The organism is Brevibacillus jepli, assembly GCF_047229145.1.
Taxonomy (GTDB): domain Bacteria; phylum Bacillota; class Bacilli; order Brevibacillales; family Brevibacillaceae; genus Brevibacillus.
Window position 1 is genome coordinate 1 of sequence record NZ_JBFEFW010000003.1, and the last position, 15,032, is coordinate 15,032.

At 49.1% G+C, this 15,032-nt stretch carries 11 protein-coding genes, 7 tRNA genes and 1 rRNA gene; 17 read left to right on the forward strand and 2 right to left on the reverse strand.

The annotated features are described in order from the left end of the window. The 9 genes from AB1L17_RS03725 to mnmL all read left to right on the forward strand — a co-directional run. Positions 1–174, forward strand: a 23S ribosomal RNA gene (locus AB1L17_RS03725); the annotation flags it as partial. A 51-nt stretch (positions 175–225) separates the two neighbouring features. Continuing rightward, positions 226–316 (forward strand) — tRNA-Ser (locus AB1L17_RS03730). Positions 317–326: 10 nt separating this feature from the next. Continuing rightward, positions 327–403, forward strand: a tRNA-Met gene (locus tag AB1L17_RS03735). A gap of 19 nt (positions 404–422) precedes the next feature. After that, positions 423–498 (forward strand) — tRNA-His (locus tag AB1L17_RS03740). Positions 499–506: 8 nt separating this feature from the next. Continuing rightward, positions 507–580, forward strand: a tRNA-Cys gene (locus AB1L17_RS03745). A 5-nt stretch (positions 581–585) separates the two neighbouring features. Then, positions 586–662 (forward strand) — tRNA-Arg (locus AB1L17_RS03750). 469 nt (positions 663–1,131) lie between these two features. Further along, positions 1,132–1,216 (forward strand) — tRNA-Leu (locus AB1L17_RS03755). Positions 1,217–1,512: 296 nt separating this feature from the next. After that, a complete protein-coding gene (locus AB1L17_RS03760; RefSeq protein WP_412843301.1) occupies positions 1,513–2,751 on the forward strand; it encodes a glycosyltransferase family 2 protein in 1,239 nt (412 codons plus the stop codon). A gap of 174 nt (positions 2,752–2,925) precedes the next feature. Then, complete coding sequence (gene mnmL, locus AB1L17_RS03765) at positions 2,926–3,894, forward strand: tRNA modification radical SAM protein MnmL/YtqA (protein ID WP_412843302.1); 969 nt, start codon at positions 2,926–2,928, stop codon at positions 3,892–3,894. 46 nt (positions 3,895–3,940) lie between these two features. Here the strand turns inward: mnmL and AB1L17_RS03770 are convergent, their stop codons facing one another. Further along, positions 3,941–4,669, reverse strand: coding sequence for a glycerophosphodiester phosphodiesterase (locus AB1L17_RS03770; RefSeq protein WP_412843303.1), 729 nt, complete (start codon positions 4,667–4,669; stop codon positions 3,941–3,943). 356 nt (positions 4,670–5,025) lie between these two features. Here AB1L17_RS03770 and ablB point away from each other — a divergent pair, with 356 nt between their 5' ends. Next, the gene (ablB, locus tag AB1L17_RS03775; RefSeq protein WP_412843304.1) at positions 5,026–5,880 is read left to right on the forward strand and encodes a putative beta-lysine N-acetyltransferase; all 855 of its coding nucleotides are present in this window, start codon (positions 5,026–5,028) and stop codon (positions 5,878–5,880) included. A gap of 4 nt (positions 5,881–5,884) precedes the next feature. On the opposite strand, the gene AB1L17_RS03780 is transcribed toward ablB, so the two are convergent. Further along, positions 5,885–7,429 carry a PucR family transcriptional regulator gene (locus AB1L17_RS03780; protein WP_412843305.1) on the reverse strand — a complete coding sequence of 515 codons (1,545 nt, stop codon included), beginning with the start codon at positions 7,427–7,429 and terminating at the stop codon, positions 5,885–5,887. 156 nt (positions 7,430–7,585) lie between these two features. Here AB1L17_RS03780 and AB1L17_RS03785 point away from each other — a divergent pair, with 156 nt between their 5' ends. The 7 genes from AB1L17_RS03785 (at position 7,586) to AB1L17_RS03815 (ending at position 15,004) form a co-directional block, all read left to right on the forward strand. Next, positions 7,586–8,938, forward strand: coding sequence for an aspartate aminotransferase family protein (locus AB1L17_RS03785; protein WP_412843306.1), 1,353 nt, complete (start codon positions 7,586–7,588; stop codon positions 8,936–8,938). 16 nt (positions 8,939–8,954) lie between these two features. After that, complete coding sequence (locus AB1L17_RS03790; protein WP_412843307.1) at positions 8,955–9,647, forward strand: 3-oxoacid CoA-transferase subunit A; 693 nt, start codon at positions 8,955–8,957, stop codon at positions 9,645–9,647. Beyond that, positions 9,629–10,306, forward strand: a complete 678-nt coding sequence (locus AB1L17_RS03795; protein ID WP_412843308.1) for a 3-oxoacid CoA-transferase subunit B — start codon at positions 9,629–9,631, stop codon at positions 10,304–10,306. Before AB1L17_RS03790 ends, AB1L17_RS03795 begins: the two co-directional genes overlap by 19 nt. A gap of 32 nt (positions 10,307–10,338) precedes the next feature. After that, positions 10,339–11,619: a peptidase gene (locus AB1L17_RS03800; RefSeq protein ID WP_412843309.1), complete on the forward strand. Its 1,281-nt coding sequence runs from the start codon at positions 10,339–10,341 to the stop codon at positions 11,617–11,619. A 108-nt stretch (positions 11,620–11,727) separates the two neighbouring features. Then, positions 11,728–13,146, forward strand: a complete 1,419-nt coding sequence (locus AB1L17_RS03805) for an aldehyde dehydrogenase family protein (protein WP_412843310.1) — start codon at positions 11,728–11,730, stop codon at positions 13,144–13,146. 78 nt (positions 13,147–13,224) lie between these two features. Then, positions 13,225–13,313: transfer RNA gene (locus AB1L17_RS03810), tRNA-Ser, on the forward strand. A 125-nt stretch (positions 13,314–13,438) separates the two neighbouring features. After that, on the forward strand, positions 13,439–15,004 hold the full coding sequence (locus tag AB1L17_RS03815; protein WP_412843311.1) for an acyl-CoA synthetase: 1,566 nt from the start codon (positions 13,439–13,441) through the stop codon (positions 15,002–15,004). Positions 15,005–15,032 lie beyond the last annotated feature (28 nt).

Here is a 15,032-nt window from a genome sequence, read left to right on the forward strand (position 1 = left end):
TGTGCGGACGGGATAAGCGCTGAAAGCATCTAAGCGTGAAGCCCCCTCCAAGATGAGACTTCCCACAGCGCAAGCTGGTAAGACCCCTCATAGACGATGAGGTTGATAGGTTCGGTGTGGAAGCGCGGTAACGCGTGGAGCTGACGAATACTAATCGGTCGAGGACTTATCCACACACACTTAGCAAAATCATGCATATCTAGTTTTGAAGGTGCATATAATCACGGAGAGTTACCCAAGAGGCCGAAGGGGACGGTTTGCTAAACCGTTAGTATGCGCAAGCGTAGCGAGGGTTCGAATCCCTCACTCTCCGCCATTTTTATTTTGGCGGCGTAGCTCAGCTGGTTAGAGCGTTCGGTTCATACCCGAAAGGTCGGGGGTTCGATTCCCTCCACCGCTACCAAACAACACATAACAACATGGCGGTCGTGGCGAAGGGGTTAACGCACCGGATTGTGGCTCCGGCACTCGTGGGTTCAAGTCCCATCGATCGCCCCATAGAACATGGGAGTATAGCCAAGGGGTAAGGCACGGGTCTGCAAAACCCTTATCCCCGGTTCAAATCCGGGTACTCCCTCCATTTTAGTCCCAGTAGCTCAGCAGGATAGAGCAACGGCCTTCTAAGCCGTCGGTCGGGAGTTCGAATCTCTCCTGGGACGCCACGCTCTTTAAAAGATAGCCTCCTTTGGACGTTGTGGCGTCCGGAGGAGTTTTTTTCATAAGAGACGCGTTTTCTCAGGTAGCCAGCCGAAGCAAATGGTAAGACAAAAGGCCTATCTTAATAAAAATAGAAAAAAATAGCCATCTATAACTGGAAATATTATGTCTTTTTTGGGAAAAATCATGTAAAAAAATCAGAGAAAAAGGCACTCGTGTCCTTCGGAGAATGTGACGAAACAATGATATTTTTGTAGAGAGGCGTTTCCATCTCTTCCAATTTTCGAAGACATGAAACTTCTTGATTCGACGATCGTATTATAATAGAAGAATGAGCAAAAAAATGATAGTTTAACAGGTAAAATATGGTCTTTGTAGAGACGAAAACGTTATTGACTTGCCAAAATTGATTGTGTATACTCAAAAACGTACTTCGTGTCAACAGAAAAACACCAGAAAAATAAGCATTTATAGGCGGTCGTGGTGGAATTGGCAGACACACCATCTTGAGGGGGTGGCGGGGCGACCCGTGCGAGTTCGAGTCTCGCCGACCGCACCAATCCAGGAAACCATCAGGAAGAAATGGAAGCAAGTGTTTGCATTTTCTTAATAAACCGAGCCTTTTTCGACAAGGGCTTTTTTTTCTGCCAACTGTCAAGCACTGTCGAATAGAAAGAGAAAAAGGTGGGAAAGGTGATAGCAGTGCCATATTTTTTCCCACTTTTGGGTCATTGCTTATGAATCGCATTTGATGTAAACTGCCAAGTGAGAGAAAAACAATAGAGAAATGTTGGAAAAACAACACTACCTAAATCAGATCAGACCCAATTTGGTTTAGGTCGAGGAGAAGAACCCATGAGTGTAATTAGAGAGATCATTGAGGGATTATTCATCGGATTTACTTCTGCGGTCGGTGTAATCGGCACATACCAAACACTGGTTTCCTGTGCAGGCCTGTTCCGCAAAAAAGAGCAAGTAACAACTGAGCCGCAAAAGACGTTTGCTGTTCTCGTAGCAGCTCACAATGAGAGCGCCGTAATTGCTCCGCTAATCGAAAACCTGAAGAAACTCGACTATCCACGTGAAATGTACGACATCTTCGTCATTTGCGACAACTGTACAGATAACACGGCAGAAATTAGTCGGGCACATGGCGCTATTGCGTGTGAGCGTTTTGACACATCCAAGCGAGGCAAAGGTTATGGAATCGAATGGATGCTGGAGAACCTCTGGGCAAGACCGAAGCAGTATGATGCTGTCGTTATGTTTGATGCTGACAACCTGGTAGAGAAAAACTTCCTGAAGGTCATGAACGATCGTCTCAGCAAAGGGGCGCGAGTCATTCAAGGTTACCTCGACTCCAAGAACCCGTTTGATTCCTGGATTACGCTTTCCTATGCCGTTACCTACTGGTTCACAAACCGTATGTGGCAGCTGGCTCGTCACAATTTGGGACTGCCAAACACATTGGGTGGAACTGGCTTGTGTATTGAGAGCAACCTGCTCAAAGAGATGGGCTGGGGAGCAACCAGCCTCACGGAAGATCTGGAATTCGCAACTCGTTGTATTGAACGCGGGATTTATCCGACTTGGGCACATGACACAAAAGTTTGGGATGAAAAACCGATTGATTTAAAATCATCTATGCGCCAGCGTCTTCGTTGGATGCAAGGACATTACGATGTGGCAGGGCGCTACATTCGAGCTGTATTGTTTAATGGATTGAAGTCAAGAAAGCTGGGCATGCTTGACGCAGCCTTCTACCTCTTCCAACCGATGTACGTGCTGATGGTAACGATGATGTCGGTATTGTTCCTGGCAAGATTTTTTGATATCGGTACGCTGACAACGGTCTCAACGATTCTGCCTACATGGCTCGTATACGGTTCTACAGCCGTGTTCTACCTGTTGCCGCTTCTGGCATTGTATTTGGATAAAGTTCCGTGGAAGGGCTATTTCGGGCTCCTCTTGTTACCGTTCTTTTTCCTGACCTGGCTCCCGATTATGTTTTACGCGTTCTTTACGAAGAAAAACCAAGAGTGGAGTCATACCTCTCACACTCGCGCGATTCGTATCGAGGAGATTCAGCAATAGTAACGCAGAACCCAAAAACCACAGGGGGAAAATTCACCTGTGGTTTTTCTATTATCTTAAAGTAGCGAGAGCGTTGATGAATTTGGTATAATGACGTGATCATGCAAGTAGCGTTCGCCAACGGGATTCAGGCACCAAGTAAGACGCAGCGGTGCCATTAGGAGGAAAACAGCAATGAAGCTCGCGACAGATATTCACAATAACGACGTCCCATTGTTGTGGGGCGATAAGCGATACCATACATGGAATTATCATTTACGGGGGACCTTTCACGAAAAGATTTTCAAGGTTCCGTTGGATGGCGGATTTAGTTGTCCGAATCGAGATGGTAAAGTAGCGACAGGCGGCTGCACATTTTGCAGTGCCAGAGGCTCGGGAGATTTTGCAGGCGACCGCAGAATGGATTTGGAAAGACAGTTTCATGATGTGAAAAATCGCATGCACGAAAAATGGCCACAAGCCAAATATTTGGGCTTTTTCCAGGCGTATACGAATACGTACGCACCTGTGGAGGAGCTACGCGAGATGTACGAAGTCATCCTCAAGCAGGAAGGCGTAGTGGGGCTCTCCATCGCGACTCGTCCTGACTGTTTGCCAGATGATGTCGTGGAGTATTTGGCTGAATTGAATGAGCGCACGTATTTGTGGGTGGAGCTAGGACTCCAGACAGTCCATGAGCATACGGCTCAGTTGATTAACCGCGCGCACGATTATCAATGCTATGTGGATGCCGTAGAGAAGCTGCGCAAGCACAACATTCGCGTTTGCTCTCATATCATCTACGGCCTGCCCGGGGAGAGCCATGAAGAGATGATGCAGACGGCAGATGCAGTCGCACATCTGGATGTACAAGGGATCAAGATACACTTGTTGCATCTGCTGCGAAAAACACCGATGGTGAAACAGTACGAAGCAGGTCTCTTGGAATTCCTCTCACAGGAAGAATACACGAAGCTCGTTGTGGATACATTGGAAATTTTACCACCAGAGATGATTGTCCATCGAATCACAGGGGACGGACCGCCAGATCTCCTGATTGGACCGATGTGGAGTCGTAAAAAGTGGGAAGTTCTGAATGGAATTGACGCAGAACTGAAAGCACGGAATAGTTGGCAAGGAAAGTTTTTCGTACCTCGCACATAGTGACCGAACAACAAAAGGGGGCCTTTTATAGGCTCCCTTACTTTTTTTAAAGATTTCGAGTCAGATTTCTTGCACGCTTCGGGTAATTGGTGATAAGACCGTCTACACCACATTCAATGGCCCATTGGATTTGACGACTGGTGTTCACCGTCCAGCTTAACACTTCAAAATGATGTTGCTTTGCCTGTGTGACCAGATCTTTCGTCAATTGATCAAAAGGTACATGCAATTGATCGGCTCGATAGCTGCTGGCAATCTCCCAAGGCTTCGCTAGTGGTCCTACATATAGAAGCCCAGTCGTTTGTGTGGCATCCATTTGTTTGATTCGTAAAAGACTATCGAAATTGAACGTAGAGATGATGGTTCGGTCAGTTAGCTGATAACGTCTGATTTGCTCGATAACGAGTTCTTCTAAGTGAGGCTGTTCCAGGAAGAAATTTTTCATCTCGATAATGAAGCGCAGTGGTGTGTCGACAAACGTCTGGAACACCTCCTGCAAGGTTGGAATATGGGCTTTTGGTAATCGCATAGAGGAGTCTTTATCCGCACGTAGCTGACGCAGCTCACGCAATGTGTACTGTCGCACGAATCCAGTTCCACTGGTCGTGCGCTCCAGACTGTGGTCATGAATAACCACCAGCTTATTATCACTGCTAAGCTGGACATCCAGTTCGATCCCATTGGCTTTTCTTCGGACGGCTGCCTGAAAGGATTCCATCGTATTTTCCGGAAACAGGCCGGAAGCGCCACGATGGGCATAAATAAGTGGGGGCACGAGGGCTTCCTCCCTTCTCGAGCGTATGTCACCTATTACCATGATATGTAAAAGGCCCCTCAATACGACCTGCCATGAGAGGCATCTCAAGAGGTTTATCCAATTGCGACAAGTACAATGACCAAAAGGACAAAGAGGACAAGAATCAGGGTAAAATTGTTATTGCAGCTCACACAAACACCCTCCTTTTCGCACATGAAGCATCTACCTTCATGTTATGAAAAACGAATGAAGATGACCCAACAGAATGCCCACCTTGCGTTTTTTTGTGCATGACGAACACCTTTTTATACAGATTGGCAGATGACGACCCTATACGATTTGCTACAATGAGAGTAGTTGCACTGTAGGGGAGGATGATGACCGTGATAAATGTAGAAGGCGCGAAGGACAATGGCGACCTGATCATTGATCGACAAAATCGCCGCGTTAAGCTGCATGTGTATGAGCCATCACAAATTGAGCAGTGGGATCAAGTCATGAAGGAACTAGCTCGGGAGTCAGAGGCAACAAAAGTCATTGTGTACGGGAAAAAGCAGGATGTTCCGAAATGGCTTTCCCTTGGTTACGAGCTGGAGGGAACGATTGATGGGTTTTTTCAAGGCCAAAACGCCCAAATGCTGACCTGCTATATGACAAAGGAACGTGCTACCTCTGGCGCAGATCAGCTTGCAGAGGAAATTCTCACACTAAGCTTGTCACGTGCGGGAAGTGCGGTTGAGAGTTCGTTACCCGCAGGATACTGCCTGCGAGAAGCGACGGAGGCGGACACGAAGGAATTGGCGTGCTTGTATGGCTTGGTTTTCGCTACGTACCCTGCACCGATGAACGATCCGTCTTACATTCACAAAACCATGCAAGAAGGTACAATCTACTATGTCGTTGATTTTGAAGGGAAAATTGCATGCGCAGCTTCAGCAGAAGTATCCGAACGATTTGGTTCAGCTGAAATGACCGATTGCGCGACCCACCCAGACCATGCGGGGAAAGGTCTCCTCCAACCGCTGTTTATCGCGTTGGAACAAAGGATGGAGGAGGCGGGTATTTACTTTTTGTACACATTGACGCGGGCACAATCTGCGGGAATGAATGTGACTGCTGCCAAAATGGGCTATGAATACCGGGGACGGCTTATTAACAACTGTACGATCTTTTCAGGCTACGAAGACATGAATATATGGGTAAAGCCACTTCGCCCGACGAGGGAGTAACAGGCTACTTGTTTGTGGGATACAGCTGCTGTTGCAGACGACGGGCCATCAAGGCCAACTGAAGCTGCCAGCGCTGATGAGCGTCCTCCAGGCGGTAGCCTGTTTTTTCTTCAATCTGGGTCAAGCGGTACTTGAGCGTATGTCGATGGATATACAAGGCTTGCGAAGTCTGCAAACCGTTCCCGTTCTGGGCCAAATACACCTCGAGTGTTTCAAGAAGCTGTTGATTGTATTTCGTATCATAGCGAATCAATGGATCGAGCAATGGGTTCCACAGACGGCATAAGCTTTCTTTTTCACGATGGTACGGAAACAAAAACTGATAGCCCTGCATATCCCGGTACCGCAGGATTTGCGGAGATTGCGCTAACAGCGGGTACGCTTGCAGAGCAAACATCGCTTCTTCAGAGGCACTGACAACGTCTGTCAACTGCTCACATGGATTGCTCATGGCGATCTGCAGGTCGTATGCAGGGTGCAGTCCCCTCCAACGAGAAGTAAGCTGCGCAAGCAAGCGCAGGCTCGTCTGATCATCCGGTAAAATAAATAAGAGGCATTGCGGGCGCTCGCGCAGCAAATAGGAGCGCTGATGACGGTCACTAAGCCGGCGCATCAACGTAATGACACTTTGATGCAATTCTTGAAGCATCGTGTGATCGGCCACCTCTACACGAACTGCGACACAGAGATGATGTCCAGCGAGCGGGTACCCGAGCATGCGAGAACGACTCTCCAGCTCTGCTGTGGTCATCTGCTGCCCGTTAAGCAACTCCTCCACAAAATCCCCTTTTAACCGCCATTCTGTTGCGGCTACCGCTCTTTCCTTCACATATTCGAGCGCACACAAGGTCGAGGCATGCTGGAGAGCGACGTCATCGAGCTCCTTCCATGCGTCCTCGGGCTTGGCAAGCGACAGCGTACCAAAATGCTCACGATTGGCACGAATTGGTACACAATGAGCGATGTCCTGGGATGGATCATGCGGCTGATCTTGCACATTCCCATGCTGGGTGACTTCAAAGCCCAATGCATCGATGAGCGACACGACGCCTCCAGTAAGTGCAGCGAGCTCGCCTGCGATCGCGGGAAGTCCCCCTTTGGATAAGGCAGCGTCAATCATGCGGTTATGAATCGCCGAAGAATAGGCCAACGTCTCAAATTGCCGATTAATGATCGGCTGCAAGATGGCTTTGGTTATGGTTGAAAAGTTAATCTCTGTCGGAATTTCAATCAATGGCAGTTGATATTGATCCGCCAAAGTCAAAAAGGTCTCGGGAATTTCTCGCAAGTAGAAGCCCGTATGAATCGCGACGCCACTCAGCTTTTGCTTGGCAAGTGATGGGATAAACGAAGCGAGCTTTTCGGTATGTTCAGCCAGCCCAAAGCCGGTTGTTATTAAAAATTCGCCTTCCTGCAAACGACTTGTATCCTCCAGCACCTCGACAATCGTCACCCAACGAATCGGATTGTCCAGTCCGCCAGCTCCTGCGATTAGCCTGGTTTGAACCATGTCCGGCAGCTGCAGTGCTTCTCTTATCGTAATGGTCATCAGGCATTCCCTCCGTAAGCCTAGGTTAATGGTCTCTTATACAAAATGTACAAAAGATTTTGTCTCTTTGCCATGTTTTTTTGCCAGCACGTCGGATGGCTCTTGCTTGCTGGTCAGCTACGATAGAGGTAGAGAAAAAGCGAGGTGGCGATGAAAATGACGAAAAGCTATGTAATCAAGCCTGAATTGGGCAAGGAGTATCCAATAATTTCTCACGGCAAAGGAATTTATCTTTACGATAAACAGGGGAATCGTTACATCGATGGCTCCAGTGGAGCGGTAACGGCTAGCATTGGTCACGGAGTAGAAGAAGTGGCTGAAGCGATGTATGCACAAGCCAAGGATGTTTCTTTCGTATATCGCTCTCATTTTAGCAGCGATGCTGTAGAGGAGCTGGCTACAAAGCTCGCTCGCTGGGCACCAGGCTCATTGAACTGGACGTTTTTTGTGAGCAGCGGTTCGGAAGCGACCGAAACTGCACAAAAAATCGCGATTCAGTACTGGCAGGAAAAAGGAAGACCGACGAAAAATCGGATTATCTCCCGTTGGATGAGCTATCACGGGATCACCATGGGTGCCCTGTCCATGTCCGGACACGTTTTGCGCAGAAAGCGGTTCACCCCTCTCTTGGCTGACTATCCAGCAATCACAGGACCATATCCGTATCGCAAACCAGAGGAGATGTCGCTAGAAGCGTACGGTCTCGCGTGTGCAAACGAGCTTGAGACCGCGATATTGCGTGTAGGACCTGAGCAAGTAGCGGCATTCATCGCTGAGCCAGTTATCGGCGCTTCTGGGGGAGCAGTTGTACCGCCAGACGGTTACTTCCAACGCATTCGCGAGATTTGTGACAAGTATGAGGTTCTGTTTATCGCAGATGAGGTGATGACGGGAGTAGGTCGTACCGGTAAAGCGTTTGGGATCGACCACTGGGGCGTCGTACCTGACTTGATGGCATTGGGAAAAGGGATGAGCGCTGGTTACACGCCGATGGCTGCTACGATTGTGTCTGATGAAATCATTGAGACCATTACAAAAGGAAGCGGCTCGATTATGGCAGGACATACGTATAGCGCGAATCCTCAATCCGCTGCCGTTTCATTGGCTGTGCTCAACTATGTGGAAAAGCATCAGCTGGTCGAAAAAGCAGCAGAGCAAGGAGCCTATTTACTTGCCCGCCTGCAAGAGCTGGCCAGCGAACTCCCGCTCATTGGAGATGCACGTGGCCTAGGTATGCTGTGCGCGCTGGAATTTGTGAAAAACAAACAGACAAAGGAACCGTTTGCGCTTTCAGGGGGAGTAGGCGGGAAGGTGATTGAAAAGGCATTTGAAAAAGGCTTGCTTATTTATCCTGCGATGGGCGGAATCGATGGGGTGGCAGGAGACGCTGTCATCATCTCACCTCCACTGACCATTACTACGGAGCAAATCGACGAGCTGATTTCCTTGCTGAAAGAAGCGGTGGTAGCTGTCCAGCAAGAGCTCCAAGACAAAGCACTGATCGGATAGAGAAGGAGGAACGAGGATGACAAACCGATTTGACAAGGTCGTCTCCCTGTCCGAAGCGCTCTCCCATTTTCGTGATGGGATGACGCTTTTGGCAGGGGGCTTCGGCGGGGTGGGGAACCCGCCTACATTGATTCAAGGGATATTGGATATGGGCGTGCGTGACCTGACGCTGATCAGTAACGATACTGCTTTCCCACATATCGGAATTGGCAAGCTGGTAACCGAAAAGCGCGTCAAAAAAGTCATTGCTTCGCATATTGGCTCAAATCCGAACGCAGGGGCCCAAATGACGGCAGGTGAACTGGAAGTAGAGTTCTGCCCGCAGGGGATACTTGCAGAGCGTGTACGGGCAGGTGGAGTCGGTCTGGGAGGCATTCTATCGGATATCGGTATTGGGACGATTGCGGAAAAAGGAAAGCAGAAGGTAGTTCTTGAAGGAAAGGAATACTTGCTGGAAACACCGCTCACTGCGGAAGTGGCAATCATCCATGCGAAAAAAGCGGATCGCTTCGGCAATTTGGTGTTTGATACAAGTGCACGCAATTTCAATCCGTTAGTCGCGATGGCTGGCGACATAACCATCGTAGAAGCGGATGAGATTGTAGAGATAGGCATGATCGACCCGGAAGAAATCGTCACCCCGGGCGTTTTCGTTAACTTTATCGTCCAAAGTGAAGGGGTGAACTGGCAGTGGGCATGGGAGAAGTAAAGGAATCAGAGAGCTATCGTGAACGTATTGCACGCCGAGCAGCATTAGAAGTAGAAGACGGCATGATTATTAATTTGGGGATCGGCATCCCTACATTAGTCGCAGATTTTATCCCAGCGGACAAACGAGTCATGTTTCATGCGGAGAACGGCATCCTCGGAACGGGACCAAGCCCTGCGAAAGGCGAGGAGAACGCCATGCTATGCAATGCGGGCGGTTTTCCTGTCACGCTCGCCACAGGCGCATCCTTTTTCGATAGTGCGACTGCTTTTGCCATCATCCGCCGTGGATTGTTGGACATGACGATTTTAGGAGTCCTGGAAGTAAGCCAAAATGGTGACATTGCCAACTGGATTGTACCAGGCAAACGCGTACCTGGAATGGGAGGCGCGATGGAGCTGGCACAAAAGGCCAAGAAGGTCATGGTGGTAACTACACATTTAGATAAAAACGGGCGGTCCAAAATCGTTCGGGAATGCTCGTTGCCCTTAACAGCGACAAAGGCTGCGGATTTGATCATTACGGATATGGCAGTGATGGAGGTCATGCCAGACGGCTTGTATTTACGTGAGGTCATGTATCCATATAGCGTTGCCGACGTAATTGGAGCAACGGAAGCGGAGCTCAAGGTGGACGGAGAGGTTGGCGTTTTCCGCTAAGCTGAGACAATACCATGGAACGGGGGAAAAACATGGAAAACTGGCAGGCGCTTATACGGGAGCAATTGGAAAAGGATCGAGAAGTAGCGGTTCAACTGCTGCAGCAATGGGTAAAGAGCCCGAGCGTACAAGGAGAAGAACAATCCATCCAGCAAAGCATTGCAGACCTTTTGACGCAGATGGGGCTGGCCGTCGATTTATGGGTCATGGAAGGCGAAGAGCTGGTGTCACATCCGTATTTTGTCTCGCCGCGCACTACGTTTGAAAGCAGTCCGAATGTCGTTGGAGTGTGGAAGGGACAAGGGGATGGGCGTTCCATCATTTTAAACGGACACGTTGATGTAGTACCTGCTGGCGATTTGGCACAGTGGAGTGATGATCCGTTTAGCGGGAAGGTTGAAGACGGCAAGCTTTACGGACGTGGAGCTACTGACATGAAGGGTGGAAATCTGTCTTCGCTGTTGGCGATTCAGGTTCTGCAGAAACTGGGTGTTCAACTAAAAGGCGACGTTATTTTTCAAAGCGTCGTAGAAGAAGAGAGCGGCGGTGCAGGAACTTTGGCGACGATCATTCGCGGCTATAAGGCCGATGCTGCCCTGATTCCAGAGCCGACGAATATGAAGATTTTCCCGAAGCAGCAGGGCTCCATGTGGTTCAGATTGACTGTTAAAGGGCGCTCTGCTCACGGAGGGACTCGCTACGAGGGTGTCAGTGCCATCGAGAAGGGCATGCTGGTTGTTCAAGCAATTGGCCAACTCGAAAAAGAGCGTAACGATCGACTGGACGATCCACTTTACGCCAAATTGCCTATCCCGATTCCGATTAATCTGGGGGTGATTGAGGGCGGAAAGTGGCCATCGTCTGTAGCTGATCTCGTCAAGCTGGAAGGTAGAATGGGGGTTGCACCAGGGGAGCAGATGGACGATGCCAAGAGAGAGATGGCAGCCGCGCTCAAAAAGCTGGCAGAGATCGATCCGTGGTTTGCAGAACAGCCGGTCGAGCTGGAGTGGTTCGGCGCTCGTTGGGTTCCAGGTGCAGTTGATCAGGATCACCCGCTCATGGAGATTCTGCAAAGTCAATTTGAAGTTGTAACAGGAGAACGTGCCATTGTGGAGGCATCGCCTTGGGGAACAGATGGCGGTTTGCTCACGGCTTTGGCAAATACTCCTGCGATTGTTGTCGGACCAGGTGTTACACAGGTAGCGCACTATCCGAATGAATACATTGTTTTAGATGAGGTATTCCAATGTGCAGAGATTTTTGCGCTCACGTTAATGGAATGGTGCGGTGTTGCTGAAGGTGCAAAAGAGTAAACAAAAATCCAAAAATTTCTAATGTGGGACAGGAAGGCAAGCGTCTCGGAGAGAATGATTGGAAGGAGTAATGCATGTACACCAATCAATAAGGGTGGGGATATGCCGATGAAAAAAACGTGCTTTATCGGGGGAGAGTGGGTGCCAGCTACTGCGTATGCACCGCTATATTCTCCTTATACGGGTCAAGAGATCGCACAAATTTCGCAAGCAGACTCATCATTGGTTGAAAAAGCAATTGCTGCTGCCCACGAAGCGACAGCTGTCATGCGGTGCATTCCTGCCTATCAGCGTGCCTTCATGCTAGAAAAAATCTCGATTCTAATGAATGAGCGTTTGGAGGAAGCAGCGCGGATCATTGCTATCGAAGCGGGAAAACCGATCAAAACTGCCCGCGGAGAAGTGATTCGAACGATTCAGACGTATAAATTTGCAGCGGAAGAAGCCAAACGTCTCCACGGAGAAACCGTGCCAATGGATGCAGCTATCGGGGGAGAGGGGCGTTTGGCTTATACCGTGCGAGAACCTCTGGGAGTAATCGGAGCCATTACACCCTTTAACTTTCCGATGAATCTCGTTGCCCATAAGGTTGGGCCTGCTCTCGCTGCTGGCAATACTGTTGTCCTCAAGCCAGCATCGCAGACACCGCTCAGTGCTTTATTTCTCGCAGAGCTTGCAGAGCAAGCGGGTGTGCCAGCAGGTGTCTTAAATGTGATCACAGGCAGTGGAGCGATCGTTGGCGATAGAATCGTGTCTGACCCGAGAGTTCGTGCTGTGACGTTTACAGGGAGCCCAAGTGTCGGGCTGGATATACGGAACCGGGCAGGTATGAAAAGAGTCACACTTGAGCTAGGATCGAACTCGGCTGTCATCGTGGACCGTGATGTGCAATTGAACGAAGTCGTACCCAGATGCGTTTTTGGTGCCTTCGCCTATTCTGGGCAAGTGTGCATATCTGTGCAAAGAATTTATGTGGCAAAAGAGATCTATCACGATTTCGTCCACCGTTTTATCGAACAAACAGTAGCGCTGCGAGGTGGCGATTCTCTCTCCGAAGATGCGGACTATTCCGCCATGATCAATCCGCGTGAAACCGAACGTGCGATGGAGTGGATTCGGGAGGCGATCGAGCAAGGGGCGCGTTTGGCGTGCGGGGGGCAAATCGTTGACCGGATGCTCCAGCCTACGGTGTTGACGGGAGTTCCAGCAGATGCAAAAGTCTCTTGTCAGGAAGTATTCGGACCTGTCGTCCTCATCAATCCAATCGAGTCCGTCCAGCAAGGCATTGCGCTGGTCAATGATTCACGCTACGGATTACAGGCTGGTGTGTATACCAACAACCTGTCATTGGCTCTGGAGGCCGCAGAAGACCTTCGTGTGGGCGGTGTGATGGTGAATGACATTCCTACGTTTCGCGTCGACCATATGCCATACGGCGGTGTCAAGGAAAGCGGAATCGGTCGGGAAGGGGTCAAATATGCTATAGAAGAACTGACGGAGTTAAAGCTCGTCGTCATCAAGCGATAAATGAAAATGAAAATGAAAAGAAGACGGGCTATTGCAAAATAGAGTAGACCTATGCTATAGTAAGTATTGTCGTAATACGGAGGGATACCGAAGTGGTCATAACGGGGCGGTCTTGAAAACCGTTAGAGTGCAAGCTCACGCGGGTTCGAATCCTGCTCCCTCCGCCATATATACAAACGAACCGACTCCAGATGTAAAGCTGGGGTCTTTTTTATTTCTCGATAAAAATATCAGAAAATAAAGAAAACTATTATATAATGGAGGAGAGACTATAAATGATGGGGGAATCTGCATGCTCGAAGCGCAAAGAGTTCGGAGAAATACACTTGGCGATATTTTGCGAAGAAGTCGTGGGCGAAATCCAGATAAGCCTGCCCTGTACTTTGAGGAAGAAGTATTGACCTACACGCAGCTTGATCAACTCGCAAACAAGGCAGCTCATACCCTCATTTCAAAAGGTTTGAAGAAAGGGGAGCGGGTAGCAGTATTATCTCGCAACTCCATGGATTTTGCGATTCTGAACTTTGGACTAGCAAAGGCCGGAGTCATCATGGTTCCGATCAACTTCATGTTGAATAAGGAGGATGTCGCTTATATTTTGGGGCATTCTGAAGTGAGCGCTTGCTTCGCAGCTCCGGAATTCCAGCAGCTCGCACAAGAAGGGCTCGAGCTGGCAGGCATTTCACCCAAGCTTCTTTCACTCATTTCCAAACCAGCGAAGCAAGAAGGGGAATGGGTTCCTTTTCGCGCTCTGATTGAAGCGGCAGACGACGATGAGCCTGACGTAGACATTGTGGACGAAGACGTTGTACATATTTTGTATACCAGCGGTACGGAATCAAAACCAAAGGGTGTCATGCTCACTCATAAGAGTATCATTTCCGAGTATGTCAGTACGATTATCGAGGGCGGGATGTCGTCAGATGATGTGGCTGTTCACGCGCTGCCCTTGTTCCATAGTGCGCAGCTCCATTGCTTCCTGGGGCCGTACGTGTACCTTGGGGGAAGCGGGATTATTTTAGAACTGGCAACCCCTGCGTTAATGCTTCAAACCGTAGAGACCTACAAGGCTACCCAGCTGTTTTGCCCACCGACAGTGTGGATCGCATTGCTTCGTTCTCCTGACTTTGCCTCACGTAATTTGAGTTCTCTGCAAAAATGCTACTACGGTGCAGCGATCATGCCGGTAGAAGTTTTAAAAGAACTCGGACAACGCCTCCCCAATGCACAGTTTTACAACTTTTACGGGCAGACGGAAGTGGCGCCATTGGCCACAGTTTTACAACCAAAGGATCAAATACGAAAAGCAGGTTCCGCAGGTAAGCCTGCGTTAAATGTGGAAACAAAAATCATTGATGATGAAGGCAATGAAGTTCCTCGTGGAAGCGTTGGTGAAATTGTGCACAGGACCAGCCATGCGATGCTCGGCTATTTCCGTGACGAGGAAAAGACACAGGCAGCCTTTCATGGAGGGTGGTTTCACAGTGGTGATTTGGGCATCATGGACGACGAAGGATATATTACGGTGGTTGATCGCAAAAAGGACATGATTAAATCGGGAGGAGAGAATGTAGCAAGCAGGGAAGTGGAGGAGCTGATTTATCAGCATCCAAAAGTATCAGAGATCGCTGTAATTGGGGTTCCCCATCCATACTGGATCGAAGCTGTGACGGCTGTTATCGTACCGAAAGCAGGAGAGACGCTGACTTCCGACGAGGTTCTTGCTTTTTGCAAAGATCATCTCTCCTCATTCAAGGCACCTAAATATGTCGTGATTACGGATAATCTCCCAAGAAACCCTAGCGGAAAAATATTGAAAAGAGAGCTGCGCATCCGTTACGAAACATTGACTACTTAATTGATTGTCCAAGTCTTGTATAGAAAAG

What these genes read in the sequence shown, in the direction of transcription:
- AB1L17_RS03760 (WP_412843301.1), top strand. Translation starts at nt 1,513, where the DNA reads ATGAGTGTAATTAGAGAGATCATTGAGGGATTATTCATCGGATTTACT.
- mnmL (WP_412843302.1), top strand. Translation starts at nt 2,926, where the DNA reads ATGAAGCTCGCGACAGATATTCACAATAACGACGTCCCATTGTTGTGG.
- ablB (WP_412843304.1), top strand. Translation starts at nt 5,026, where the DNA reads ATGATGACCGTGATAAATGTAGAAGGCGCGAAGGACAATGGCGACCTG.
- AB1L17_RS03780 (WP_412843305.1), bottom strand. Translation starts at nt 7,429, where the DNA reads ATGACCATTACGATAAGAGAAGCACTGCAGCTGCCGGACATGGTTCAA.
- AB1L17_RS03785 (WP_412843306.1), top strand. Translation starts at nt 7,586, where the DNA reads ATGACGAAAAGCTATGTAATCAAGCCTGAATTGGGCAAGGAGTATCCA.
- AB1L17_RS03790 (WP_412843307.1), top strand. Translation starts at nt 8,955, where the DNA reads ATGACAAACCGATTTGACAAGGTCGTCTCCCTGTCCGAAGCGCTCTCC.
- AB1L17_RS03800 (WP_412843309.1), top strand. Translation starts at nt 10,339, where the DNA reads ATGGAAAACTGGCAGGCGCTTATACGGGAGCAATTGGAAAAGGATCGA.
- AB1L17_RS03805 (WP_412843310.1), top strand. Translation starts at nt 11,728, where the DNA reads ATGAAAAAAACGTGCTTTATCGGGGGAGAGTGGGTGCCAGCTACTGCG.
- AB1L17_RS03815 (WP_412843311.1), top strand. Translation starts at nt 13,439, where the DNA reads ATGCTCGAAGCGCAAAGAGTTCGGAGAAATACACTTGGCGATATTTTG.